19 protein-coding genes are annotated in these 24,187 nt (G+C 57.0%); 8 read left to right on the top strand and 11 right to left on the bottom strand.

Annotated features, from left to right (window positions below):
• Position 1: 1 nt before the first annotated feature.
• The 6 genes from carB to grpE form a co-directional block, all read right to left on the bottom strand.
• Positions 2-3,223, bottom strand: a complete 3,222-nt coding sequence (gene carB, locus IF654_RS19360; protein WP_047278437.1) for a carbamoyl-phosphate synthase large subunit — start codon at positions 3,221-3,223, stop codon at positions 2-4.
• A 114-nt stretch (positions 3,224-3,337) separates the two neighbouring features.
• Positions 3,338-4,474: a glutamine-hydrolyzing carbamoyl-phosphate synthase small subunit gene (gene carA / locus IF654_RS19365; protein ID WP_194862144.1), complete on the bottom strand. Its 1,137-nt coding sequence runs from the start codon at positions 4,472-4,474 to the stop codon at positions 3,338-3,340.
• 259 nt (positions 4,475-4,733) lie between these two features.
• Positions 4,734-5,540, bottom strand: coding sequence for a 4-hydroxy-tetrahydrodipicolinate reductase (gene dapB, locus IF654_RS19370; protein ID WP_097191302.1), 807 nt, complete (start codon positions 5,538-5,540; stop codon positions 4,734-4,736).
• 10 nt (positions 5,541-5,550) lie between these two features.
• Positions 5,551-6,675, bottom strand: coding sequence for a molecular chaperone DnaJ (dnaJ, locus tag IF654_RS19375; RefSeq protein ID WP_047277553.1), 1,125 nt, complete (start codon positions 6,673-6,675; stop codon positions 5,551-5,553).
• Between the two features lie 321 nt (positions 6,676-6,996).
• Complete coding sequence (gene dnaK, locus IF654_RS19380) at positions 6,997-8,913, bottom strand: molecular chaperone DnaK (protein ID WP_047277556.1); 1,917 nt, start codon at positions 8,911-8,913, stop codon at positions 6,997-6,999.
• Between the two features lie 101 nt (positions 8,914-9,014).
• A complete protein-coding gene (gene grpE, locus IF654_RS19385; protein ID WP_048377098.1) occupies positions 9,015-9,581 on the bottom strand; it encodes a nucleotide exchange factor GrpE in 567 nt (188 codons plus the stop codon).
• Positions 9,582-9,835: 254 nt separating this feature from the next.
• On the opposite strand from grpE, the gene recN reads away from it, so the two are divergent.
• The gene (recN, locus tag IF654_RS19390) at positions 9,836-11,518 is read left to right on the top strand and encodes a DNA repair protein RecN (protein WP_047278443.1); all 1,683 of its coding nucleotides are present in this window, start codon (positions 9,836-9,838) and stop codon (positions 11,516-11,518) included.
• Positions 11,519-11,604: 86 nt separating this feature from the next.
• Here recN and fur read toward each other — a convergent pair whose 3' ends face one another.
• Positions 11,605-12,018: a ferric iron uptake transcriptional regulator gene (gene fur / locus IF654_RS19395; RefSeq protein ID WP_047277561.1), complete on the bottom strand. Its 414-nt coding sequence runs from the start codon at positions 12,016-12,018 to the stop codon at positions 11,605-11,607.
• Positions 12,019-12,116: 98 nt separating this feature from the next.
• Between fur and IF654_RS19400 the strand changes: the two genes are divergently transcribed.
• The gene (locus tag IF654_RS19400; RefSeq protein WP_047277563.1) at positions 12,117-12,638 is read left to right on the top strand and encodes an outer membrane protein assembly factor BamE; all 522 of its coding nucleotides are present in this window, start codon (positions 12,117-12,119) and stop codon (positions 12,636-12,638) included.
• Between the two features lie 59 nt (positions 12,639-12,697).
• On the opposite strand, the gene IF654_RS19405 is transcribed toward IF654_RS19400, so the two are convergent.
• Genes IF654_RS19405 through IF654_RS19415 form a run of 3 tightly spaced genes read right to left on the bottom strand, consistent with a single transcriptional unit; the run spans position 12,698 to position 14,850 of the window.
• Positions 12,698-13,012: an RnfH family protein gene (locus IF654_RS19405; protein WP_047283054.1), complete on the bottom strand. Its 315-nt coding sequence runs from the start codon at positions 13,010-13,012 to the stop codon at positions 12,698-12,700.
• Positions 13,005-13,439: a type II toxin-antitoxin system RatA family toxin gene (locus IF654_RS19410; RefSeq protein ID WP_047277567.1), complete on the bottom strand. Its 435-nt coding sequence runs from the start codon at positions 13,437-13,439 to the stop codon at positions 13,005-13,007. Before IF654_RS19410 ends, IF654_RS19405 begins: the two co-directional genes overlap by 8 nt.
• A gap of 7 nt (positions 13,440-13,446) precedes the next feature.
• Positions 13,447-14,850: a sodium-dependent transporter gene (locus IF654_RS19415; protein WP_083333212.1), complete on the bottom strand. Its 1,404-nt coding sequence runs from the start codon at positions 14,848-14,850 to the stop codon at positions 13,447-13,449.
• 116 nt (positions 14,851-14,966) lie between these two features.
• Here IF654_RS19415 and smpB point away from each other — a divergent pair, with 116 nt between their 5' ends.
• Positions 14,967-15,449 carry an SsrA-binding protein SmpB gene (smpB, locus tag IF654_RS19420; RefSeq protein WP_016783457.1) on the top strand — a complete coding sequence of 161 codons (483 nt, stop codon included), beginning with the start codon at positions 14,967-14,969 and terminating at the stop codon, positions 15,447-15,449.
• A gap of 92 nt (positions 15,450-15,541) precedes the next feature.
• Here the strand turns inward: smpB and IF654_RS19425 are convergent, their stop codons facing one another.
• Entirely contained in the window at positions 15,542-16,309 is a 768-nt protein-coding gene (locus IF654_RS19425) for a GntR family transcriptional regulator (RefSeq protein ID WP_047277571.1), read from the bottom strand.
• 259 nt (positions 16,310-16,568) lie between these two features.
• Here IF654_RS19425 and IF654_RS19430 point away from each other — a divergent pair, with 259 nt between their 5' ends.
• From IF654_RS19430 to IF654_RS19450, 5 genes are all read left to right on the top strand, one after another.
• Positions 16,569-18,263: a lactate permease LctP family transporter gene (locus tag IF654_RS19430; RefSeq protein ID WP_047277573.1), complete on the top strand. Its 1,695-nt coding sequence runs from the start codon at positions 16,569-16,571 to the stop codon at positions 18,261-18,263.
• 122 nt (positions 18,264-18,385) lie between these two features.
• Positions 18,386-19,210 carry a (Fe-S)-binding protein gene (locus IF654_RS19435; protein WP_047277576.1) on the top strand — a complete coding sequence of 275 codons (825 nt, stop codon included), beginning with the start codon at positions 18,386-18,388 and terminating at the stop codon, positions 19,208-19,210.
• Positions 19,207-20,664 (top strand): LutB/LldF family L-lactate oxidation iron-sulfur protein, encoded by a 1,458-nt coding sequence (locus IF654_RS19440; protein WP_047277577.1) that lies wholly within the window; start codon positions 19,207-19,209, stop codon positions 20,662-20,664. The genes IF654_RS19435 and IF654_RS19440 overlap by 4 nt, the downstream gene beginning before the upstream one ends.
• Entirely contained in the window at positions 20,664-21,335 is a 672-nt protein-coding gene (locus IF654_RS19445; protein ID WP_048377095.1) for a LutC/YkgG family protein, read from the top strand. The genes IF654_RS19440 and IF654_RS19445 overlap by 1 nt, the downstream gene beginning before the upstream one ends.
• Positions 21,332-24,148 (top strand): FAD-binding and (Fe-S)-binding domain-containing protein, encoded by a 2,817-nt coding sequence (locus tag IF654_RS19450; protein ID WP_194862143.1) that lies wholly within the window; start codon positions 21,332-21,334, stop codon positions 24,146-24,148. The genes IF654_RS19445 and IF654_RS19450 overlap by 4 nt, the downstream gene beginning before the upstream one ends.
• The last annotated feature ends 39 nt before the right edge of the window (positions 24,149-24,187 follow it).

Raw genomic sequence — 24,187 nt, forward strand, 5'->3', positions numbered from 1 at the left:
CTCATGCCTTCAATCCTGCGTGTAGATCCTGCAAGCGACGTACGGTTTTTTCAGGGCCGAATTTAAGCGCTTCACAGATCGCTTCGCCAGCAGCAATGGTCGTGGTGCAATAAATCTTGTGCTGCAAGGCGTTACGACGAATGGAATAGGAGTCAGCAATCGACTGACGACCTTCAGTTGTGTTGATAATCAGCGTGACTTCGTCATTTTTGATCATATCGACAACGTGAGGGCGACCTTCGGTCACCTTGTTGACACGGCGCACTTTCAATCCGGCCGCCTCAATAAATTTGGCCGTGCCCGCTGTGGAAACCACCTCGAAGCCCAAAGCGATCAGGTCACGCGCAACACCTGCCACCAAAGGCTTGTCGTCATCACGCACACTGATAAAGGCGGTGCCGCCAGTTGGCAATACTTCGCTCGCGCCCATTTGAGCCTTCGCAAATGCCTCACCGAAGGTATCACCTACCCCCATCACTTCACCGGTGGACTTCATCTCAGGGCCAAGGATAGGGTCAACACCCGGGAATTTGGCGAACGGGAACACCGCTTCTTTCACACTGTAGAAGTTCGGAATGATTTCTTTGGTGAAACCGATTTCCTTCAGGGTTTTACCTGCCATGACGCGCGCAGCAATCATTGCCAGTGAGACACCAATGCACTTGGAGACAAAAGGAACGGTGCGCGAAGCGCGCGGGTTCACTTCAATTACGTAGATGTCTTCCCCTTGCAGTGCCAGTTGAACGTTCATCAGGCCGACAACACCCAACTCCAGCGCCATCTTCTTGACCTGTTCGCGCATCTCGTCCTGGATGTGCAGTGGCAGCGAGTAAGGAGGCAACGAGCAAGCGGAGTCGCCCGAGTGAACGCCTGCCTGCTCAATGTGCTGCATGATCGCGCCGATCACGACATCAGTACCGTCACAAACCGCGTCAACATCCATCTCGATGGCACAGTTCAGGAAGTGATCCAGCAGAACCGGGCTGTCGTTAGACACCTTCACCGCGTCACGCAGGTAGCGCTTGAGTTCTTCCTCTTCGTACACGATTTCCATCGCACGGCCGCCCAGCACGTAGGAAGGACGAACCACCAGCGGGTAACCGATTTTGCTAGCCGCGCGGATGGCTTCATCTTCACTGCGCACGGTTGCGTTTGGCGGCTGACGCAAGTTCAAACGCTCGACCATTTGCTGGAAGCGCTCACGATCTTCTGCACGGTCGATTGCATCCGGGCTGGTGCCAATGATCGGCACGCCAGCTTCTTCAAGTGCACGCGCCAGCTTCAGTGGCGTCTGACCGCCGTACTGAACAATCACGCCTTTTGGCTTCTCGACCCGTACGATTTCCAGAACGTCTTCCAGAGTGACAGATTCGAAATACAGACGATCCGAAGTGTCGTAGTCCGTCGAAACTGTTTCCGGGTTGCAGTTGACCATGATGGTTTCGTAACCATCAGCACGCAACGCGAGAGCCGCGTGTACGCAGCAGTAGTCAAACTCGATACCTTGACCAATACGGTTCGGACCACCACCCAGAATGATGATTTTGTCGCGACCCGAAGGATTCGCTTCGCACTCTTCCTCATAGGTCGAGTACATGTAGGCGGTGTCGGTGGCGAACTCAGCCGCGCAGGTATCAACCCGCTTATAAACCGGGAACACTTCCAGCTTGTGACGATGGCGACGCAGGTTTTTCTCGGTAACACCCAGCAGCTTGGCCAGACGCTGATCCGAAAAACCCTTGCGCTTGAGGCGATACATCATGTCGCGGTCGATGCTGGCAAGACCCAGCGTCTTGATTTTCTCTTCGTCCTTGATCAGGTCTTCGATCTGCACCAGGAACCAAGGATCAATCATGTTCATGCCGAAGATGTCTTCGACCGTCATGCCTGCACGGAATGCGTCAGCTACGTACCAAATGCGCTCGGCGCCCGGCACTGTCAGCTCGCGCTTGAGCACGGCCATGCTTTCCGGGTTGCTCAGGTCCAGCTTTTCATCCAGACCGCACACACCGACTTCAAGGCCACGCAACGCCTTTTGCAGAGACTCCTGGAAAGTCCGGCCAATGGCCATAACCTCGCCAACAGACTTCATTTGCGTGGTCAGTCGCGCATCAGCCTTGGAGAACTTCTCGAAGGCGAAGCGAGGCATCTTGGTCACGACGTAGTCGATAGAAGGCTCGAAAGAGGCTGGCGTCTTGCCACCCGTGATTTCGTTTTGCAGCTCATCAAGGGTATAGCCAATCGCCAGCTTGGCAGCGATACGCGCAATCGGGAAGCCCGTGGCTTTGGAGGCCAGCGCGGACGAACGGGACACGCGCGGATTCATTTCGATGACGACCATACGGCCAGTATCCGGGCAAATACCGAACTGAACGTTGGAACCGCCCGTTTCGACGCCGATCTCACGCAGTACCGCCAGGGAGGCGTTACGCATGATCTGGTATTCCTTGTCCGTCAGGGTCTGTGCAGGCGCAACAGTGATCGAGTCACCGGTGTGCACACCCATCGGGTCGAAGTTCTCGATCGAGCAAACGATGATGCAGTTGTCCTTTTTATCGCGGACAACTTCCATCTCGTACTCTTTCCAGCCGATCAGCGACTCGTCGATCAGCAGCTCTTTGGTTGGAGACAAATCCAGGCCGCGGGAGCAGATCTCTTCAAACTCTTCGCGGTTATAAGCAATACCACCACCCGTGCCGCCCATGGTGAAGGACGGGCGAATGATGCACGGGAAGCCAAGCTTCTCGAGAACGGCATTAGCCTCCTCCATGCTGTGAGCAATGCCGGAGCGCGGGCAATCAAGGCCGATCGACTTCATCGCCTTGTCGAAACGCGAACGATCCTCAGCCTTGTCGATGGTGTCCGCATTGGCACCAATCATCTCTACATTGAATTTCTCCAGAACGCCTTCGCGCTCCAGGTCCAATGCACAGTTCAGCGCCGTCTGCCCACCCATGGTAGGCAACAGGGCATCAGGACGTTCTTTTTCGATGATCTTGGCGACCGTTTGCCACTTGATAGGCTCGATGTACGTGGCATCGGCCATGTCCGGGTCGGTCATGATGGTGGCCGGGTTGGAGTTCACCAGAATGACGCGGTAACCCTCTTCACGCAGTGCCTTGCAGGCCTGAGCGCCGGAGTAGTCGAACTCACACGCCTGGCCGATAACAATCGGGCCAGCGCCGAGAATCAGAATGCTTTTTATGTCTGTACGTTTTGGCATGGGTTTGTCACTCAAATCCGCAGGTCAGTGGGCAAGCCGGTAGTCTTTTTCCTGAAGCCTCCAGGGGCCGCCGGTATTCGGGGCCGCCTTGGACGACTTCATCTAGGAAAAGGATTAGCGGCGCTTGGCCATCTCGTTGATGAAACGGTCGAACAGCGGTGCTACGTCGTTCGGGCCCGGGCTCGCTTCAGGGTGGCCCTGGAAGCTGAATGCGCTCTTGTCGGTCAGCTCGATGCCCTGCAGCGTGCCGTCAAACAGCGACTTGTGGATCGCACGCACGTTGGCAGGCAACGTCGCTTCATCCACCGCAAAACCGTGGTTCTGACTGGTGATCATCACAACGCCCGTGTCCAGATCCTGCACCGGGTGGTTAGCACCATGGTGGCCATGACCCATCTTCACCGTCTTGGCACCGGAGGCCAGCGCCAACAGTTGATGACCAAGACAAATGCCGAATACTGGAATTTCGGTTGTCAGCACTTGCTGGATGGCCTTGATTGCGTAATCGCAAGGCTCTGGATCGCCCGGGCCGTTGGACAGGAACACGCCATCAGGATTCAACGCCAGTACATCGCTGGCAGGGGTCTGAGCCGGCACGACGGTTACGCGGCAACCGCGTTCTACCAACATGCGCAAAATGTTCCACTTCACGCCGTAGTCGTATGCCACAACGTGATAAGGCAGCTCGGAGGCGTCGATAGTGGGGTGACTGTCGGTCGCCAGGTTCCAGACACTGGAGCGCCACTCGTACGTTTTTTCGGTGCTGACGACTTTCGCCAGGTCCATGCCTTTCAGGCCCGGAAAACCACGCGCAGCTTCGATGGCCGCTTCATCCGAGATGTTATCGCCCGCCATGATGCAGCCGTTTTGCGAGCCTTTCTCGCGCAGGATACGGGTCAGGCGACGGGTATCAATGCCTGCAATCGCCACAACATTATTGGCTTTCAGGTAATCGGACAGCGACATCGTGTTACGCCAGTTGCTCGCAACCAAAGGCAGATCACGAATAACCAAACCTGCGGACCAGACACGATCAGACTCGGCATCTTCCGGAGTAGTACCGGTATTGCCTACATGCGGGTAAGTCAGGGTAACGATTTGCTGAGCGTAGGAAGGATCGGTAAGGATTTCCTGATAGCCGGTCATTGCGGTGTTAAAAACGACCTCACCAACGGTTTGACCGTCGGCTCCAATGGCTTCGCCGCGAAAAATGCTGCCATCAGCAAGGGCGAGTATGGCTTGCTTAGTCAAGAAGACCTCCCGTAAATAAAGCCTGAAAGGGCGATCGCAGGTTGTAAAAAAGCGGAGTGACGTATGGACACGTCACCCCGCTTCTTCATCGAATTATCTGCGCGCTTTTAGTGGACACACTAAAGCTGTAGGTTACAGAAAAATGCTTTTTTGGTCTACCGCTAAAAAGCCTTAAAGGCAGGGGAATGCGACAGGAAATCGCTTAGCGGTTAAAAATCCGGCTGTTGGTACAGCAACAGCCGGATTTTACAGGGGGGAATCAGCGCAGGTCGAGCACATCCTGCATATCGTAGAGACCGGGCTCACGCCCTTCCAACCACAACGCAGCGCGCACGGCGCCTTTGGCAAAGGTCATGCGACTGGAAGCCTTGTGGGTAATTTCGAGTCGCTCGCCTTCAGTAGCGAACAACACGGTGTGATCACCCACTACATCGCCACCACGCACGGTTGCGAAGCCAATGGTTTCACGCTCACGAGCACCGGTATGACCTTCGCGACCGTAAACCGCGACCTTCTCCAAATCACGCCCCAGTGCATCCGCAATCACTTCACCCATGCGCAACGCAGTGCCCGACGGCGCATCGATTTTATGACGATGATGCGCTTCAATGATTTCAATATCCGCATCATCCCCCATCACTCGCGCCGCCATATCCAGCAGCTTGAGAGACAGATTGACCCCCACACTGAAGTTCGCCGCAAACACGATCGGAATGTCTTTACCCGCCTCGGCCAGCAAGTTCTTTTGAGCCTGTGTCAACCCGGTCGTACCAATCACCATGGCTTTGCCCGAGCGACGACACATTTCGAGGTTTTTTAGCATTACCTCCGGCAACGTGAAGTCGATCAACACATCGAACTCGTCAATGACCGCCTCCAGGCTGGACGACAACGGCACACCAATGCGCCCAAGAGATGCCAGTTCGCCAGCATCGGCGCCCACCAGCGTGCTCCCCGGTCGAACGATAGCCGCCGTAAGCCCACCCAGCGGCGAGCGCTGCTGAACGGCATCGACCAGCGTTTTACCCATGCGCCCGGCAGCGCCCATCACAGCTATACGTCGCATGTCTCGCCCCTTACAAATCGCCGAAGAAGCGCTTGACGCCTTCAAACCAGCCCGTGGCATTCGGCGAATGACTGCTATCGCCTTCGAGCGTTGTGCGGAACTCCTCCATCAGCTCGCGCTGACGACGGCTCAATTTGACAGGCGTCTCAACCACAACGCGGCACATCAAATCACCCGCACCACCGCCACGCACGGGCGCAACACCCTTACCGCGCAAACGGAACTGCTTGCCGGTCTGAGTACCTTCCGGAATTTTTAGCTTCACCCGACCATCCAGCGTCGGCACTTCAAGCTCAGCACCAAGTGCCGCGTCCGCCACGCTGATTGGCACCTCGCAGAACAAATGCTTGCCATCGCGTTGGAAAATCGCGTGCTCACGCACATCGATCACAACATACAGGTCGCCGGTAGGCCCCCCTTGAACCCCCGCCTCACCTTCACCGGAAAGACGAATGCGGTCACCCGTATCAACGCCAGCAGGCACTTTTACAGAGAGGGTTTTGTACTCTTCGACACGACCCGCACCATGGCAGCTGTCGCAAGGGTCGGAAATGATCTTGCCTTGACCATGGCAACGCGGACAGGTCTGCTGCACGGCGAAGAAGCCCTGCTGCATGCGCACTTGACCAATGCCGCCGCACGTTGGGCACGTGACCGGCGAAGAACCCTTCTTGGCGCCCGAGCCGTCGCACGGCTTGCAATTAACCTGCGTCGGAACACGAATATTGACGGTTGTACCGCGAACAGCCTCTTCCAGATCCAGCTCCAGCGTATAGCGCAAATCGCTACCGCGCTGAGCACCACCCCGGGAGCCGCCACGACCACCGCCAAAGAAATCACTGAACACATCACCGAAAATATCGGAGAAGTTCTGCCCACCAAAACCACCGCCGCCGCCACCCATCTGCGGATCTACGCCAGCATGGCCGTACTGGTCGTAAGCAGCACGCTTGCTTGAGTCCGAAAGCACTTCATAGGCCTCATTGGCCTCCTTGAAGAGCTCTTCAGATGCTTTGTCATCCGGATTGCGATCCGGGTGATGCTTCATTGCGAGACGGCGATAAGCTTTTTTCAGCTCCACCTCGGTAGAGGTGCGTTCAACACCCAAAATTTCGTAATAGTCGCGCTTTGCCATAATTCTTTGCACTCTCAAGGACGTTCGGCAAAACCCTCCCGAGCCTCACCAAACCCGCCAAGCCCGATAGAGATCAGTCTCGACTCACGTCTTTTTCAACGATTTTGGTTTCTGATTAACAGCCAAAGCATTGGCTGACAGGAGCGGTCACTTCAGGCCGAAATACAAGAAAGTTTCGAACCAGACCGCCAGCACCCGACCTTGTCGCATGCTGTAAAAATTCTTCAACTCCAGACACGCCAACGCGGGAGCTAGCTCCCGCGCGGCGACATCCTACCAGTCACCGCTTACGCACGGTCAACCGGCCGACAAACAAGCTGATTACTTGTTGTCTTTAACTTCTTCGAACTCAGCGTCGACAACGTCATCCGCTTTTTCAGCCGAGTCAGCTGGCTTGGACGCTGCGTCCGCAGGGTTCGCTTGCTCAGCGTACATCTTTTGAGCAACCGGAGCCGACACCTTGGACAGCTCTTCAACCTTGGCTTCGATAGCCGCTTTGTCGTCGCCTTTAACAGCAGCTTCCAGAGCCACTACAGCAGCTTCGATCGCAGCTTTCTCTTCCTCGGTTACTTTATCGCCCGCATCGGCGACCATTTTACGGGTCGAGTGCACCAGTGCATCACCCTGGTTACGTGCAGCTGCCAGCTCTTCGAACTTGCGATCTTCTTCAGCGTTGACTTCAGCATCACGCACCATCTGAGCAATCTCTTCCTCGGACAGACCCGAGTTAGCCTTGATCACGATGGACTGAGACTTGCCAGTCGCCTTGTCTTTCGCACTTACGTTCAAGATACCGTTGGCATCGATGTCAAAAGTCACTTCGATCTGAGGCACGCCACGTGGAGCAGGTGGAATGTCAGCCAGGTCGAACTTGCCCAACGACTTGTTCTGAGCCGCTTGCTTACGCTCACCTTGCAGCACGTGAATCGTTACTGCGCCCTGGTTATCGTCAGCTGTCGAGAACACTTGCGATTTCTTGGTAGGAATCGTGGTGTTTTTCTCGATCAGAGGCGTCATTACACCGCCCATGGTTTCGATACCCAAAGTCAGCGGGCTTACGTCCAGCAACAGCACGTCTTTAACATCACCAGCCAGTACCGCGCCCTGGATAGCAGCACCCATGGCAACCGCTTCGTCCGGGTTCACGTCTTTACGTGCTTCTTTGCCGAAGAACTCGGTTACCAGCTTCTGCACCAACGGCATACGGGTCTGACCACCCACCAGGATGACGTCGTTGATTGCACCCACATCAATGCCGGCATCTTTCAGCGCCAGACGGCAAGGTTCGATCGTGCGCTGAACCAGATCTTCAACCAGCGATTCCAACTTGGCGCGAGAGATCTTCACGTTCAAGTGTTTAGGACCGGTGGCATCTGCAGTGATGTAAGGCAGATTCACGTCAGTCGACTGGCTCGAAGACAGTTCGATTTTGGCTTTTTCAGCAGCTTCTTTCAGACGCTGCATCGCCAGCGGATCACCTTTAAGGTTCATGCCGCTTTCTTTCTTGAACTCGTCAACCAGGTAGTCGATCAGGCGGATGTCGAAGTCCTCACCACCCAGGAACGTATCACCGTTGGTAGCCAACACTTCAAACTGATGCTCGCCATCCACTTCAGCAATTTCGATGACCGACACGTCGAACGTACCACCACCCAAGTCATAAACGATGACAGTGTGGTCGCCCTTCGCTTTGTCCATACCGTAAGCCAGAGCAGCCGCGGTAGGTTCGTTGATGATGCGCTTAACGTCCAGACCGGCAATACGACCTGCGTCTTTAGTTGCCTGACGCTGGCTGTCGTTGAAGTAAGCCGGAACTGTAATAACAGCTTCGGTCACTGGCTCGCCGAGGTAGTCTTCGGCGGTTTTCTTCATTTTTTTCAGAATTTCAGCCGAGATTTGTGGCGGTGCCATTTTCTGGCCGTTCACTTCAACCCAAGCGTCACCATTGTCTGCCTTGACGATTTTGTAAGGCACCATCTGGATGTCTTTTTGTACAACTTCTTCGTCAAAACGACGACCGATCAAACGCTTCACCGCGTACAGGGTGTTATGCGGATTGGTCACTGCCTGACGCTTGGCCGATTGGCCAACCAGAATTTCGCCATCGTTGGCGTACGCAATGATCGACGGCGTAGTGCGCGCGCCTTCTGCGTTTTCAATAACTTTTGCCTTGCCATTTTCCAGAACCGACACACACGAGTTGGTGGTGCCCAGGTCAATACCGATAATTCTGCCCATGTTAACTCTCCCTAAATTTGAATTTTTTTGCCGCAGCAGTAATGACCAACTGCGGCATTACTTAAACGCTTGACTTCTAAATGGGGGCCTTGCGACCGATTTCAAGCCTGCTCATCAATTGAAGGCGAAACCGGTGCTGGCGCCTTGCTTACCACGACCATCGCCGGGCGCAGCAGGCGACCATTGAGCTGATAACCCTTCTGGAACACCTTGAGCACGCTATTGGGCTCCACGTCAGCACTTTCCTGCATCGCCATTGCCTGATGATGCTCGGCATTGAACGGTTCGCCGTGCGGATCAATGGCTTCAAGCTGATAACGCTTAAGGGTGTCCTGGAACATTTTGAGCGTCAGTTCGATGCCTTCACGCATCGGACGAATGCTCTCGTCATCAGGACTCGACAGCTCAAGACCACGCTCCAGACTGTCAATCACTGGCAGCAGATCGCCTGCAAATTTTTCCAGAGCGAATTTGTGTGCTTTCTCAACGTCCTGCTCGGCACGGCGGCGGACGTTCTGCAGATCGGCAGCTACGCGCAGAGCCTGATCATTGGCGGCTGCCAGTTGCTCTTCAAGCACCTGCACGCGGGCTACCAGATCTTCGCTTGATGCATCGGCGGCCTGATTAGCGTCTTGGTTCTGCGTATCCATAGTCTGTTCGTCTGCCATAGATTTCTCCTTTCAAACTTTGTCCGCGAATTCAAGTTCGCGCTTGTGCCAAGGTATATGGGGTCGCAATTCTCAGGTTCAAGAGCCAAAAAAAAGGAAGACATGAGTTATCTCGACCCGGTGCTTTCGATCACAAAAAACAAAACGACCTAAAAAACAGGAATTCGGGTGTAAATCGAACTAAGACTGCCCATTGTCAGCCCGCTCAAAAACACTGTATAAATAACCAGACATTACGTTTTGGAGCGGCCCCCATGCTGGTGCACCTGTCCGTACACAACTACGCCATCGTTGAACATCTCGATCTGGAACTCGATCGCGGTATGAGTGTAATCACTGGCGAAACCGGCGCCGGTAAATCGATCATGCTCGATGCGCTGGGGTTAACGCTGGGCGACCGTGCGGACAGTGGCGTTGTACGTCCTGGTGCCGACAAAGCAGACATTCTCGCCACCTTCGACCTGCAGGCAATTCCAGAAGCCCAGGCATGGCTGGCCGAACGGGATCTTGAGAACGACGGGCCCTGCATTCTGCGCCGCGTCATTACCAGCGAAGGTCGTTCTCGCGGCTATATCAACGGCACACCTTGCCCCCAAGGCGATCTCAAAGCCCTTGGCGAGTTGTTGATCGACATTCATAGCCAGCACGAACACCAGTCGCTGCTAAAGCCCGAAACGCACCGCCGACTGCTGGATGAATATGCCGGCGCCACCGACCTGGCGCGGCAAGTCCAGCTGGCAGCACAACGCTGGCGCCAAACCAAACAAGAATTCGAGCACCTCTCCAATTCCGGGGATGAACAGCAAGCTCGCCATCAGTTATTGAGCTATCAACTCGAAGAACTGGACAACCTGGCGCTTGCTGAAAACGAACTGGAAGAACTGGAGCAGGAACACAAAAGCCTCACCAATGCTGAAGCGTTACTTTCAATTTGCCGCCAAGTGGTTGAGCAATGCAGTGAAAGCGACGCAGGCAACGTGCTCAACACCCTGACTGGCAGCCTTAATCGTTTGGCCAGCGTCAATAACAACACCAGCGCACTGAATGAAGCCTCGGATTTGCTTGCCAGTGCCCAGATACAGGTTGAAGAAGCGGTCGGTGAGCTCAATCGTTTTCTCGATCATTTCGATGCTGACCCGCGGCGCCTGCAGTACCTGGAGGAGCGTCTCGACTCGATCTACACCATGGCACGCAAACATCGCGTTCAGCCTACCGAGGTCTATGCCCTGCAACAAAAATTGATGGATGAGCTTGAAACGCTGAACGCCAATGATGAATCCATCGAAAGGCTGGCCAACGAGCTGACAGCGTTTGCACGTCATTATCAAGAGTGCGCGCGCGAGCTCAGCAACATTCGCACTCAGGCCGCTACGCGTCTGGGCAGCGCTGTAGAAGAAGAAATTCAGCGCCTTGGCATGCCGGGAGGCCGTTTCGTCATTGAGTTAAAACCGCAAAACAGCTCCGACCCACAGCCTTTCGGCCTGGAACACGTCGAACTGCTGGTCAGCGCCAACCCCGGACAGCCGCTCAAAGCACTGGCTAAAGTAGCGTCCGGCGGTGAGCTGTCACGTATCAGTTTGGCGATTCAGGTGATCACCGCACAAACCTCGCGCGTTCCGACACTGGTATTCGACGAGGTAGACGTCGGTATCGGCGGTCCAACAGCAGAGATCGTGGGTCAACTGCTACGCCGCCTCGGCGATCGCGGCCAGGTATTGACCGTTACACACTTGCCTCAAGTCGCTGCGCAGTGCCACCAGCATCTGTTCGTGCACAAAGTTCGGGACAGCGAGGCTACCCGCACAGCAGTATCCAAACTGAGCCAAAAAGAACGTGTGGAAGAGGTAGCGCGCATGCTGGGCGGCATCGACCTGACTAAAGAGTCTTTGGCGCATGCCAAGAAAATGGTCGTTTCAGCCAAGAATCAGACCGCTTAACGACGAACGGTCATTCAGCAGACAGCACGAAGGCGACCCTAAGGTCGCCTTCGATCGTTTCGCAAACCGAAATTCGCGTGACCTGCTTACTTGGTTTTCTTACGTACGTAGAGCACCAAGTTGTGATCCACCAGCTCAACGCCGTGCTTCTCGGCAATTGCATGCTGCAATTTTTCGATGTCTTCGTCGAAAAACTCAATCACTTCGCCGCTTTCAACGTTGACCATATGGTCGTGATGACCACCGTCTGCGTCGGCCAGCTCAAACACGGCATGACCGCCATCGAAATTATGGCGGATCACCAGCCCGGCTGACTCGAACTGGGTCAACACACGGTAAACCGTGGCCAGACCGACGTCCTCGCCTGCCTGCATAAGCGCCTTGTAAACGTCCTCGGCACTCATGTGACGCTGATCAGCAGAATCAAGCATTTGTAGAATTTTGACTCGTGGCAGAGTCACCTTAAGTCCGGCCTTACGTAGTTCGCTATTTTCAACCATGGTTAGCTTTCTCGCGGAAGCCGCTTCGCAGCTTCTCTTAATACGGGTATGATCGGCGTTTACGTTGTCCCAGCCAAGATAGTGGAAGTCGCCCACCGATGCAAAACACCAAGCTCTTGCTAACCAGTTTCACCTTTGTGGGACTGCTCGCACTCGCCGGTTGTTCATTCCCCGGGGTTTACAAAATCGACATCCAGCAGGGCAATGTCGTCACGCAGGACATGATAAACCAGTTACGCCCGGGAATGACCCGCCGGCAAGTGCGGTTTATCATGGGGAACGCCCTGCTGACCGATACATTCCATCCGGATCGTTGGGATTATTTGTATAGCCTCCAACCAGGCGGCGGTGAACGCCAACAGGAACGCGTCAGCGTGTTCTTCAATGAAAACGACCAGCTCGTCAGCTTGTCAGGTGACTTCATGCCTGGCGTCAGCAAAGACGAAGCCATTCTCGGCAAAGACGGTGGCGCAAATGTGACCACACCGGCTGCTCCGACCGAGAAGAGTGAAGTTCCGGCCAAGCCTGGATCATTGCTCGACCAGATCCAGAAGGATGTCGACGGGGTCGAAACAGTACCTGTCCCGACACCAGAACCTCTGGATACCACCGACCAATAAACGTTCGGTACAAAAAAGCCCGGCATGCCGGGCTTTTTGTTGCCTGCGAAAAATCAGGTTTAAGGATTAAGACGCTTGGCCTCAGCGGCTCTCGCCGCCCGTTGGCGACGAATTTCTTTGGGGTCAGCCAGCAGCGGTCGGTAAATTTCGATGCGATCACCGGCTTGCAACACACGATTTTCAGAATCACTGACCTGTTTACCAAAAATGCCGACCGGGCAACTCGTCAAATCCAGTTCTGGAAACACCTCACCCAAACCCGATGCCAAAACAGCTGAACGCACATTGGTACCCTCAGGAACGGTCATCGTCAGTAAACGCTGACGCTCAACCGAGGCGTACACCACCTCAATGGCAATCATTGGCTCAGCCATACAAATGCTTGGCACGTTGGCAAAACGCATCAACCAACGTATTGGCAGCCTGATTGAACAACGGCCCCAGCGTGGCTTTTACAATCGCGCCCGCATAATCAAACGTCATGTCCAGGCTGATCTTGCAGGCTTTTTCGCCCAACGGCTTGAACACCCATACACCATGCAATTTGGTAAACGGGCCTTCCTCCAGATTCATCTCAATCGACTGGCCCGGCACCAGCGTATTGCGCGTTACAAAGTGCTGGCTCAAACCGCCCTTGGCCACGCCAAGACGGGCACGCATCAGCACTTCGGTACTCTCAAGGATCTCGGCCGATGAGCACCATGGCAAAAACTCGGGGTACTTGGCCACATCATTGACCAGGTCATACAAAGCCTGCGCAGGATAAGGCAGCAAGGCGGAGCGTTGGATATGGGTAGTCATGTCAGCGTTACTTCCACAGCTGGGCGGCAAACACGATCAGGATGCCGAGTGGCGCCACATAGCGCATCAAAAAAAGAGTCAAGGCGAACAACACCGGGCTGCGCATCGACAACTCGTCGCGTACAGCACCACGGCCCATGATCCAGCCCGCAAAGACTACGAAACACAGTCCACCCAAAGGCAGCATGATACGCGAGGTGAGGAAATCGACGACACCAAAGAAGTCCAGCCCCTGCTCCGCGCCCCATTGGTAGAGGTGGAAACCGGATTCTTGGTTCACGAAAAATTTGGCCTGCTTCCAGATATTGAACGAGAACACCGTGCCCAGACCGACAAACCAGCAACTGAACGCCAACCAGAAGGTGACCCACAACCGACGGATTTTGGTACGTTCAACCAGATAAGCCACCATCGGTTCCAGCAACGAAATCGCCGAACTCCAGGCCGCGACAGCCACCAGCACAAAAAACACCACACCCATCAACTGGCCAAACGCGACGTTGCCGAAAGCAAAAGGCAAGGTCACAAACATCAGGCCCGGCCCTTCACCGGGGTTCAATCCCGACGCAAACACAATTGGAAACAAAGCCAGGCCCGCCAGCAATGAGACAAAGGTATCGATCAGCGCAACGCCCACAACCGTGCCGGAGATCGACGCATTCTTCGGCATGTACGCGCCGTAGATCATGATCGAACCCACACCCACGCTCAGAGAGAAGAACGCATGGCCCATCGCCGCCAGTAGACCGTCCATGACCCGATCCGGGTTGAAGTCGAACATAAAATGCACGCCTTCCATGAAATGCCCAGTGGTCATGCTGTAGCCGAGCAACACCAGCAGTAGCACAAACAGAATGGGCATCATGATGCGCAAACTGCGCTCAAGCCCCGCCACCACGCCTTTGGCGATGACAAAAGCAGACAACACCATGAACGCGGTATGCCAAAACGTCAGGCGCCACGGGTCAGCGATGACGTGACCGAAGTACGCCCCGACCTGATCGGCCGTCGCCCCTTGAAAGTCGCCCTTGCCCATATTGAGGATGTAATCCAGCGACCAGCCGCCGACCACACTGTAAAAAGACAGAATCAGGAGTGCAGTAATCATCCCGGCGAAAGCCCACCAGGACCACCGCGCCGAATGACCCGCCTCTACCGCCAGCACCTTCAAGGCATTCGCCGGGCTGAGCCGCGCACGGCGTCCGATCAAGGTTTCGGCCAGCATCACCGGCACACCGATCAGCGCGATGCAGGCCAAAAACACCAGCACAAACGCGCCACCACCGTAGACGCCAACCATGTAGGGGAATTTCCAGATACTGCCCAAACCCACGGCAGAACCGGTCGCAGCGAGAATAAAGACCCAACGGCTTGCCCAACTGCCGTGGACAGAAACCTTGTCTGTCGACATCGTTACTACGCCCAACCGATAAAAAAGAGGGCGCATTGTCCGGGATTCAACCTACGTGCTCAAGCACGCAGGTGCCCGTAGCCGACTTGCTCGCAACTGCCTATAATGCCGCCCCTATGGCTAAACAGAAGAAACACCCCACAGGGACCATCGCGCAGAACAAAAAAGCGCGACACGATTACTTCATCGAACATCGGTTCGAGGCTGGTCTGGTCCTGGCCGGCTGGGAAGTAAAAAGTCTGCGTGCAGGCAAGGCACAGCTGGTCGACAGCTACGTGCTACTCAAGGACGGTGAAGCCTGGTTGCTCGGCAGCCACATTGCCCCCCTGACGACCGCCAGCACGCACGTTATTGCCGACCCGACGCGCAGCCGCAAACTGCTGCTCAACAAGCGCGAGCTTGAAAAGCTGTTTGCCTCGGTGCAGCAGAAGGGTTACGCCTGCGTCTGCCTCTCCCTTTACTGGAGCAAGCACTTGATCAAGTGTGAAATTGCCCTCGGTAAAGGCAAAAAGGAATACGACAAGCGTCATACCGAACGCGAGCGCGACTCCGATCGCGAGCTGCAACGCGCGGTACGCAACAAGGGCAAGGAAGACTAACCTCTTCTGCTGCCCGCCTGCTCGCGATGAGTTCAACCCGATGACTGGGGTGATCTCAATCGCGAGCATTGCTGTTGCTGAAGGTTTTATCCCTACAAACCATTGCGCCGCTCAGCACGCGCCGTTCGCTGAACCTCCTGGCGCACCTCCTCCAGCACTTCCTGCACATACATCAGATGGCGACTGGCCACCTCCCGCGCATCCTCAGCACGTCCCTCAATAATCGCCAGGTACAACTCCCGGTGCTGACTGATGAGCATGTCTCGCGTTTCGCTGCGCTGCTTGTACATCCCGCCGATATTCGTCACCACGTTACGTTTGAGCAAATCAAATAACCCGCGAATCGTGTGCAACAACACCGCGTTATGGCTCGCCTCGGCTATCGCTAAGTGAAAACTCGCGTCCGCCTCGCCCTCTTCGGCACGACTGACTTCATCGACCCGCGCGTAACAATCCTGCAACCGTTCAAATGCCAGACGCAGCCGCTCGCGGTCCACGTCCGTAGCGCGCAAGGCGGCATAAAACGCGCAGGACGCTTCCAGCGTATGCCGAAACTCCAACAAGTCGCGTTGCGCCTCGGGGTTGCTTTCAAGCAGTTGCAACAGGGGATCACTGAAGGTCGACCCCAGTGACGTGGCGACATAATTGCCGCCGCCCTGGCGACTGACCAACAACCCCTTGGCCGATAATTTTTGGATCGCCTCGCGCAACGACGGGCGCGACACCCCGAATTGTTCAGCCAGCGCACGCTCAGCCGGCAACCGCTCGCCCGACTTCAACGTGCCCTCAAGGATCATGCCCTCAAGCTGCTCGACAATATCGTCAGACAAACGGCGCTGACGAATCTGATCAAACCCCATAACCCTCTCCACCCTTCCCGACCACGCGCCGGGGCCGCCATTCTCGCTGATTAGCGCGCTTGAGACACCTGCCAGACGCAATCGCAAACACCCCATCAGATGCCAGGCCGACGTTTTGTCAGACAAAAGATTTAGGGCGGCAAATTGACACATGCCTCATAAGGCTTTTAACCTAGCCGACAGCGGTTGTAAATTGGTAATACCAATTAGCCAAGCGCGACCAGCAGCAACGACCAATAACAATTAGGGGCCACCCCATATGCAAACCTGGCAACAGCTCTATAGTCCGCTCGGCAGCCTCGGCCTGTCCGCACTCGCCGCCGTCATCCCGATCGTGTTCTTCTTTTTGGCCCTGGCCGTGTTCCGTCTCAAAGGGCACGTCGCCGGCAGCATCACCCTTGCCTTGTCGATTCTGGTGGCGATTTTTGCCTTCCAGATGCCGGTCGACATGGCGTTCGCAGCAGCGGGCTATGGATTTGCCTACGGCCTCTGGCCAATTGCATGGATCATCGTGGCCGCGGTGTTCCTCTACAAACTCACCGTAAAAAGCGGTCAATTCGAGATCATCCGCAGCTCCGTCCTGTCGATCACCGATGACCAGCGCCTGCAAGTGCTGTTGATTGGTTTTTGCTTCGGCGCTTTCCTCGAAGGTGCAGCCGGTTTCGGTGCCCCGGTCGCGATTACTGCCGCACTGCTGGTAGGCCTGGGGTTCAACCCGCTGTACGCCGCTGGCCTGTGCCTGATCGCCAACACCGCACCAGTGGCATTCGGCGCACTGGGCATCCCGATCATCGTGGCCGGCCAGGTCACCGGCATCGACGCGTTCAAAATCGGCGCCATGGCCGGTCGCCAACTGCCCTTGCTGTCACTGTTCGTGCCGTTCTGGCTGGTGTTCATGATGGACGGCCTGCGTGGCGTGCGTGAAACCTGGCCCGCAGCACTGGTGGCCGGTTTGAGCTTCGCCGTCACCCAATACTTCACCTCCAACTACATTGGCCCCGAGCTGCCGGACATCACATCGGCCCTCGCCAGCCTCGTCAGCCTGACCCTGTTTCTGAAAGTCTGGCAGCCAAAACGCACCGCAGGCGCGCAGATTGCGGGCGTCACCTCAGACGTAATCGTCACCGCCAGCGCAGGTGGATTCGGCAAGCCAAGCAACCTGATGGCATCGCCTTACAGCCTGATGCAGATTCTGAAAGCCTGGTCCCCGTTCCTGATCCTGACCGTGCTGGTCACCATCTGGACACTCAAACCGTTCAAGGCCATGTTCTCGCCAGGCGGTTCGATGTACGGCTGGGTGTTCAACTTTGCAATCCCGCACCTTGATCAACTGGTCATCAAGACGGCTCCCATCGTCAACGCACCGACCGCCATTGCGGCCGTGTTCAAGCTCGACCCGATCTCCGCGACCGGCACTGCGATTTTCTTCTCGGCGCTGATCTCGATGCTGGTGCTGAAAATCAACGTCAAGACTGGTCTGACCACTTTGAAAGAGACCTTCTACGAGCTGCGCTGGCCAATCCTGTCCATCGGCATGGTGCTGGCCTTCGCATTCGTCACCAACTACTCGGGCATGTCCTCGACCATGGCACTGGTGTTGGCCGGTACGGGCGCAGCCTTCCCGTTCTTCTCGCCGTTCCTGGGCTGGCTGGGCGTATTCCTGACAGGCTCCGACACATCGTCCAACGCCCTGTTCAGCTCGTTGCAAGCCACCACCGCGCACCAGATCGGCGTCAGCGACACCTTGATGGTGGCCGCCAACACCAGCGGCGGCGTGACCGGGAAAATGATTTCCCCGCAGTCGATCGCCGTCGCCTGTGCGGCCACTGGCCTGGTGGGTAAAGAATCCGACCTGTTCCGCTTCACCCTGAAACACAGCCTGTTCTTCGCCACCATCGTGGGGTTGATCACGCTGGCTCAAGCCTACTGGTTCACCGGCATGCTGGTGCACTAATAGGTCTATGGTTATCGCACGTTAAAATCGCCGGGGTTCGCCCCGGCGACAGCCATTCACGACCCGGTCTGCCTGGCTCAACGCCTGGCGGACACATAACCGGGACCACCCGGAGACGCCTGATGAGCGAGCTTTTCTACAACGCCGTGCCCAACGCGACCCGTGTCGCCCCGCCCCTGCCTGTGCCACGTATGTATCCCACGCAAAAACCAGCCAAGGTTTACCTGTTTGGCACGTGCGTGGTCGACCTGTTCTTCCCCGAAGCCGGCATGGACGCGATCCATTTGTTGGAACGCGAAGGCATCGAAGTCGACTACCCGCAAGGGCAGAGCTGTTGCGGCCAACCGGCCTACACCTCGGGTTACACCCAGCAGGCGCGTGATGTCGCTCGCTCGCAACTGGCCCTGTTTGCCGAGGACTACCCGGTCGTGGTGCCGTCTGGTTCCTGCGCGGGCATGCTGCGCGAGCACTATGAAGACTTGTTCAAAGACGAACCCGACACCCTGAAGCGCGTTCACGCCCTGGCCGAACGCACCTACGAACTCACCGAATTCCTGCTGTTCGTGTGCAAGGTCCAATTCAAGGACCACGGCGCCCCGGTCAAAGTCGCCTTGCACACCTCCTGCTCCGCCCGCCGCGAAATGAACACCCACCTGCACGGCCGCGAAATGCTAGCCCAGTTGAGCAACGTTGAACGCATCGACCACAGCCACGAAAGTGAATGCTGCGGCTTTGGTGGGACATTCAGCGTACGCATGCCGGATATTTCCGGCGCCATGGTGGCCGACAAGACCCGCTCCTTGATCGAAACCGGCGCACACCAAGTGCTTACCGCCGACTGCGGCTGCCTGATGAACATCAACGGCTCGCTGGAAAAACAGAAGCAATCACTGCGCGGCCAGCATCTGGCCAGTTTTCTGTGGCAGCGCACCGGAGGTGAACAATGAGCACCAGCACACTGATCCCGACCGTCGCCGTCGAAGAAGACTTCCGCGAACGCGCCCACGAAGCCCTGGCTGACAAACAACTGCGAAATAACTTTCGCAGTGCCATGGATTCTCTGATGACCAAACGCGCCGTGGCCTTCAGTGATGCCCACGAACGCGAGCACTTGCGCGCCCTGGGCAACGCCATTCGCGCCCGCGCCCTGTCCAAACTGCCCGACTTGCTGGAGCGACTGGAAGCCAACCTGACCCGCAACGGCGTGCAGGTTCATTGGGCCGAGACCGTCGAAGAGGCCAACGAAATTGTCTTGTCGATTGCTCGCCGTCGCGCGGCCAAGCAAGTGATCAAAGGCAAATCGATGGTCAGCGAAGAAATGGAAATGAACCACGTGCTCGGCGCCCAAGGCATTGAATGCCTGGAATCCGACATGGGCGAATACATCGTTCAGCTCGACAACGAAAAACCTTCCCACATCATCATGCCCGCGATCCATAAGAACGCCGGGCAAGTGGCCGACTTGTTTCACGAAAAACTCGGCGTGGAATACACCAAGGACGTCGACCAACTGATCCAGATCGGTCGTCGCGTACTGCGGCAAAAATTCTTTGAAGCCGACATCGGCGTCTCCGGCGTCAACTTCGCCGTGGCCGAAACCGGCACCTTGCTGCTAGTGGAAAACGAAGGCAACGGCCGTATGTCGACCACTGTGCCGCCCGTGCACATCGCTGTGACCGGCATCGAAAAAGTCGTCGAAAACCTGCGCGATGTGGTGCCGCTGGTATCACTGCTGACCCGCTCCGCCCTCGGCCAGCCCATCACCACCTACGTCAACATGATCTCCGGCCCGCGCAAACCCGGTGAACTCGACGGCCCTGAAGAAGTGCACTTGGTCTTGCTCGATAACGGCCGCAGCCAAGCGTTTGCCGACAGCGAACTGCGCCAGACCCTGAACTGCATTCGCTGTGGGGCCTGCATGAACCATTGCCCGGTTTACACGCGCATTGGCGGCCATGCCTACGGCGAGGTCTACCCCGGTCCTATCGGCGCGATCATCACACCGCACATGGTCGGGCTGGCCAATGTCCCGGATCACCCAAGCGCGTCCTCGCTCTGCGGCGCCTGTGGCGAAGTTTGCCCGGTCAAAATCCCGATCCCGGCATTGCTGCGCCGACTGCGCGAAGAAAACGTCAAAGCGCCCGACACCCAGCCGCGCATCATGCGCGGCCAGGGCAGCAAGTATTCACGCAAAGAGCGTTTTATCTGGAACGCCTGGGCCAAGCTCAACAGCTCGCCCAACCTCTATCGGTTGTTCTTGAAAGCCGCCACCCGCCTGCGCGGTTTGACCCCAAGCAACGTAGGACCGTGGACCCAAAACCACAGCGCCCCTAAACCCGCCGCCCGTTCGCTGCACGACATGGCCCGCGAGCATTTGGCGAAAAAGTCGGGAGACCAGTGATGAGCGCCAAACACAACATCCTCAACAAACTGCGCAAAAGTCTGACGGGCACAACGCCTGTGGCTGACAACTTTGACGAAGTGCTGGTGACGCAACCCTGGACCTACCCCCCGGAACAACGCATCCCGCAATTGCGCAAGCTGATGGAAGCCGTACACACCGAGATTCACCTCAGCAGCGAGCACGGTTGGCCTGCCTTGTTGGCGCAACTGGTCACGGACCGGCAACTGCCCAGCCTGCTGATTGCCCCGACGACCCCTCATGGGCAAAAAGTGACGGCGCATTGGGCGCAAAATCCTGCGCTACCAGCACTTAAAGCCTACGACCGCCGGGTTGAAGACTGGAAAGACGAACTGTTCAATGACACGCCTGCCAGCCTGACCACCACCTTGGGCGCCATCGCCGCCACCGGTAGCCTGATCCTGTGGCCGACACCCGAAGAACCCCGCTTGATGAGCCTCGTTCCGCCGGTGCATTTCGCCTTGCTCAAGGCCAGTGAGATCCGCGACAACTTCTATCAGGTGCAACGTGAAATGAACTGGGCCGCCGGCATGCCGACCAATGCACTGCTGGTGTCCGGCCCGTCAAAAACGGCCGACATCGAGCAAGTTCTGGCCTACGGCGCCCACGGCCCGAAAGACCTGGTGGTGTTAATCCTGGAGGACGCATGAGCCTGCCCGCTGCTTTTCTGCGCGACGCCGAACGCCTGATCCCGCAAGACCGGCGTTTCACCGACGCCCTGTCGACCCTGGCCTTTGGCACCGACGCGAGCTTCTATCGGCTGATCCCAAAACTGGTGGTGCGCGTTGAGTCCGAAGACGAAGTGGTTGAACTGCTGCGTCTGGCACGGCGCGACAACGTCTCGGTGACCTTCCGCGCCGCGGGCACCAGTTTGTCCGGCCAAGCCATCAGTGATTCAGTACTGATCGTGCTGGGGGATAACTGGAACGCTAAAGAAATTCGTGGGCAGGGCACGCAAATCCGTTTGCAACCTGGCGTGATTGGCGCCCAAGCCAACGCATGGCTGGCGCCGTACGGGCGCAAAATCGGTCCGGATCCGGCGTCGATTAACGCCTGCAAAATTGGCGGCATCGTGGCCAACAACGCCAGCGGCATGTGCTGCGGCACCGCTCAAAACACCTACCACACGCTGGCGGGCATGCGGGTGGTACTGGCCGACGGCACACGCATCGACACCGAAGATGCAGCCAACGTGGCCGCGTTCCGTCAAAGCCACAGCGCACTGCTCGAACAGCTGGCGACATTGGCCCTCGAGACCCGCGCAAACACTGAGTTGGCAGCAAAAATCCGCCACAAATACCGTCTGAAAAACACCACAGGCCTGTCGCTCAACGCCCTGGTGGATTTCGACGACCCGCTGGATATCCTCAGCCACTTGTTGGTGGGCAGTGAAGGCACCCTGGGCTTTATCAGTTCGGTCACCTACGACACGGTCATCGATCACCCCAACAAAGCCTCGGCGCTGATCGTGTTCCCGGACGTGGAAACCTGCTGTACCGCCGTGACGGTGTTGAAAAGCCAACCAGTGTCCGCCGTTGAACTGCTTGATCGCCGCAGCCTGCGTTCTGTGCAGGACAAGCCCGGCATGCCTGCTTTCGTACAGCAACTGCCGGCCAATGCCTGCGCACTCTTGATCGAATCTCGGGCGGCCACGCAGACGTTGTTACACGAACAACTGGCGCACATCATGGGCTCGCTGTCGGCATTTCCTGTCGAGAAACAAGTCGATTTCACTGAAGACCCGGTCGAAAACGCAAAGCTGTGGGCCATCCGCAAAGACACCTTCCCCGCCGTGGGCGCCGTGCGCAAAACCGGCACCACAGTCATCATCGAAGACGTGACCTTCCCCGTCGAACAATTGGCCATCGGCGTAAACCGCCTGATTGAGCTGTTTGACAAGCATCACTACGACGAAGCGATCCTTTTCGGACACGCGCTAGAGGGCAACCTGCACTTCGTCTTCACCCAAGGCTTCAACAGCCCGGAAGAAGTCGCACGTTATCAGGCGTTCATGGATGACGTAGCCCAGTTGGTCGCTGTGGAATTCGGCGGCTCGCTTAAGGCTGAACACGGCACCGGCCGTAACATGGCGCCCTTCGTGGAACTGGAATGGGGCAGCGATGCTTATCAACTGATGTGGTCGCTCAAGCGTTTGCTCGACCCACAGGGCATCCTGAACCCGGACGTCGTACTCAGCGACGACCCACAGATCCACCTCAAACACCTCAAACCCCTGCCCGCCGCCGACGAGATTGTGGATAAGTGCATTGAGTGCGGGTTTTGCGAACCGGTGTGCCCGGCCAAGGGCTTGACCCTTAGCCCGCGCCAGCGAATCGTGATCTGGCGTGACATTCAGGCTAAAAAACGCGCCGGGGTGGACACCCGCGAGCTGGAAAAAGCCTACGAATACCAAGGCATCGACACCTGCGCGGCGACCGGCTTGTGTGCGCAACGTTGCCCGGTCGGCATTAACACCGGCGAACTGGTGAAGAAACTGCGCGCCCGCAACGCCGATCATGTCAAAACGGCCGACTGGCTGGGCAATCACTTTGCGACCACGCTGCAAGGGGCGCGTTTTACGCTGCATGTGGCCAATGGCGCGCGCATGCTCTTGGGCGCGCCGCGTCTGGCCCGGCTGTCTGCCACCCTGACCAAGGCCAGTAAAGGGCGCGTGCCCCAGTGGACCAACGCCATGCCGCAACCTGAGCGGGCGATACGCTTCACCCCGCCGATCAACGATGCACGCCCGCGCGTGGTGTACCTGGCGGCGTGCGTGTCCCGTGTCATGGGCCCCGCAGCAGGCGACCGCGAACAAATGTCCCTGTTGGACAAAACCCGGGGGCTGCTGGAAAAAGCCGGTTACCAAGTCGTCTTCCCCGACAACCTGGACAGCCTGTGTTGCGGCCAGCCGTTTGCTTCAAAAGGGTATGCCGAACAGGCAGAACACAAGCGTCAGGAACTGATTGGCGCCTTGCTGCACGCCAGCCGTGGCGGGCTTGACCCGATCTACTGCGACACCAGCCCGTGTACCCTGCGACTGGTGCAAGATCTGGGCGACACCCGCCTCGACCTGTACGACCCGGTGCGCTTCATTCGCACCTACCTTGTGGATAAGTTGCGGTTCACCCCGCAACCGGCGCCGATTGCCGTGCATGTTACGTGCAGCACGCAACACTTGGGCGAAAGTCAGGCACTGATCGATATTGCGCGGTTATGCAGCCAGGAAGTGGTCATCCCAGAAGGCATTCACTGTTGTGGCTTTGCGGGAGATAAAGGCTTTACCACGCCTGAGCTCAATGCCCACTCGCTGCGCAGCTTGAAAGACGCCGTGCAGCACTGCAGCGAAGGCATTTCCACCAGCCGCACGTGCGAGATTGGTCTGACGCAACACGGCGGTATCGACTACCACGGGTTGGTGTATTTGGTGGATCGGGTCACCACGGCTAAAGCGCTACAGCCTTAGGGCGTTCGGTCAATGTGACGCGCCTGCTTGCACTCAGGC

Origin of the sequence: Pseudomonas lundensis, from assembly GCF_015377145.2 — a bacterium.
GTDB classification, from domain to species: Bacteria; Pseudomonadota; Gammaproteobacteria; order Pseudomonadales; family Pseudomonadaceae; genus Aquipseudomonas; species Aquipseudomonas lundensis.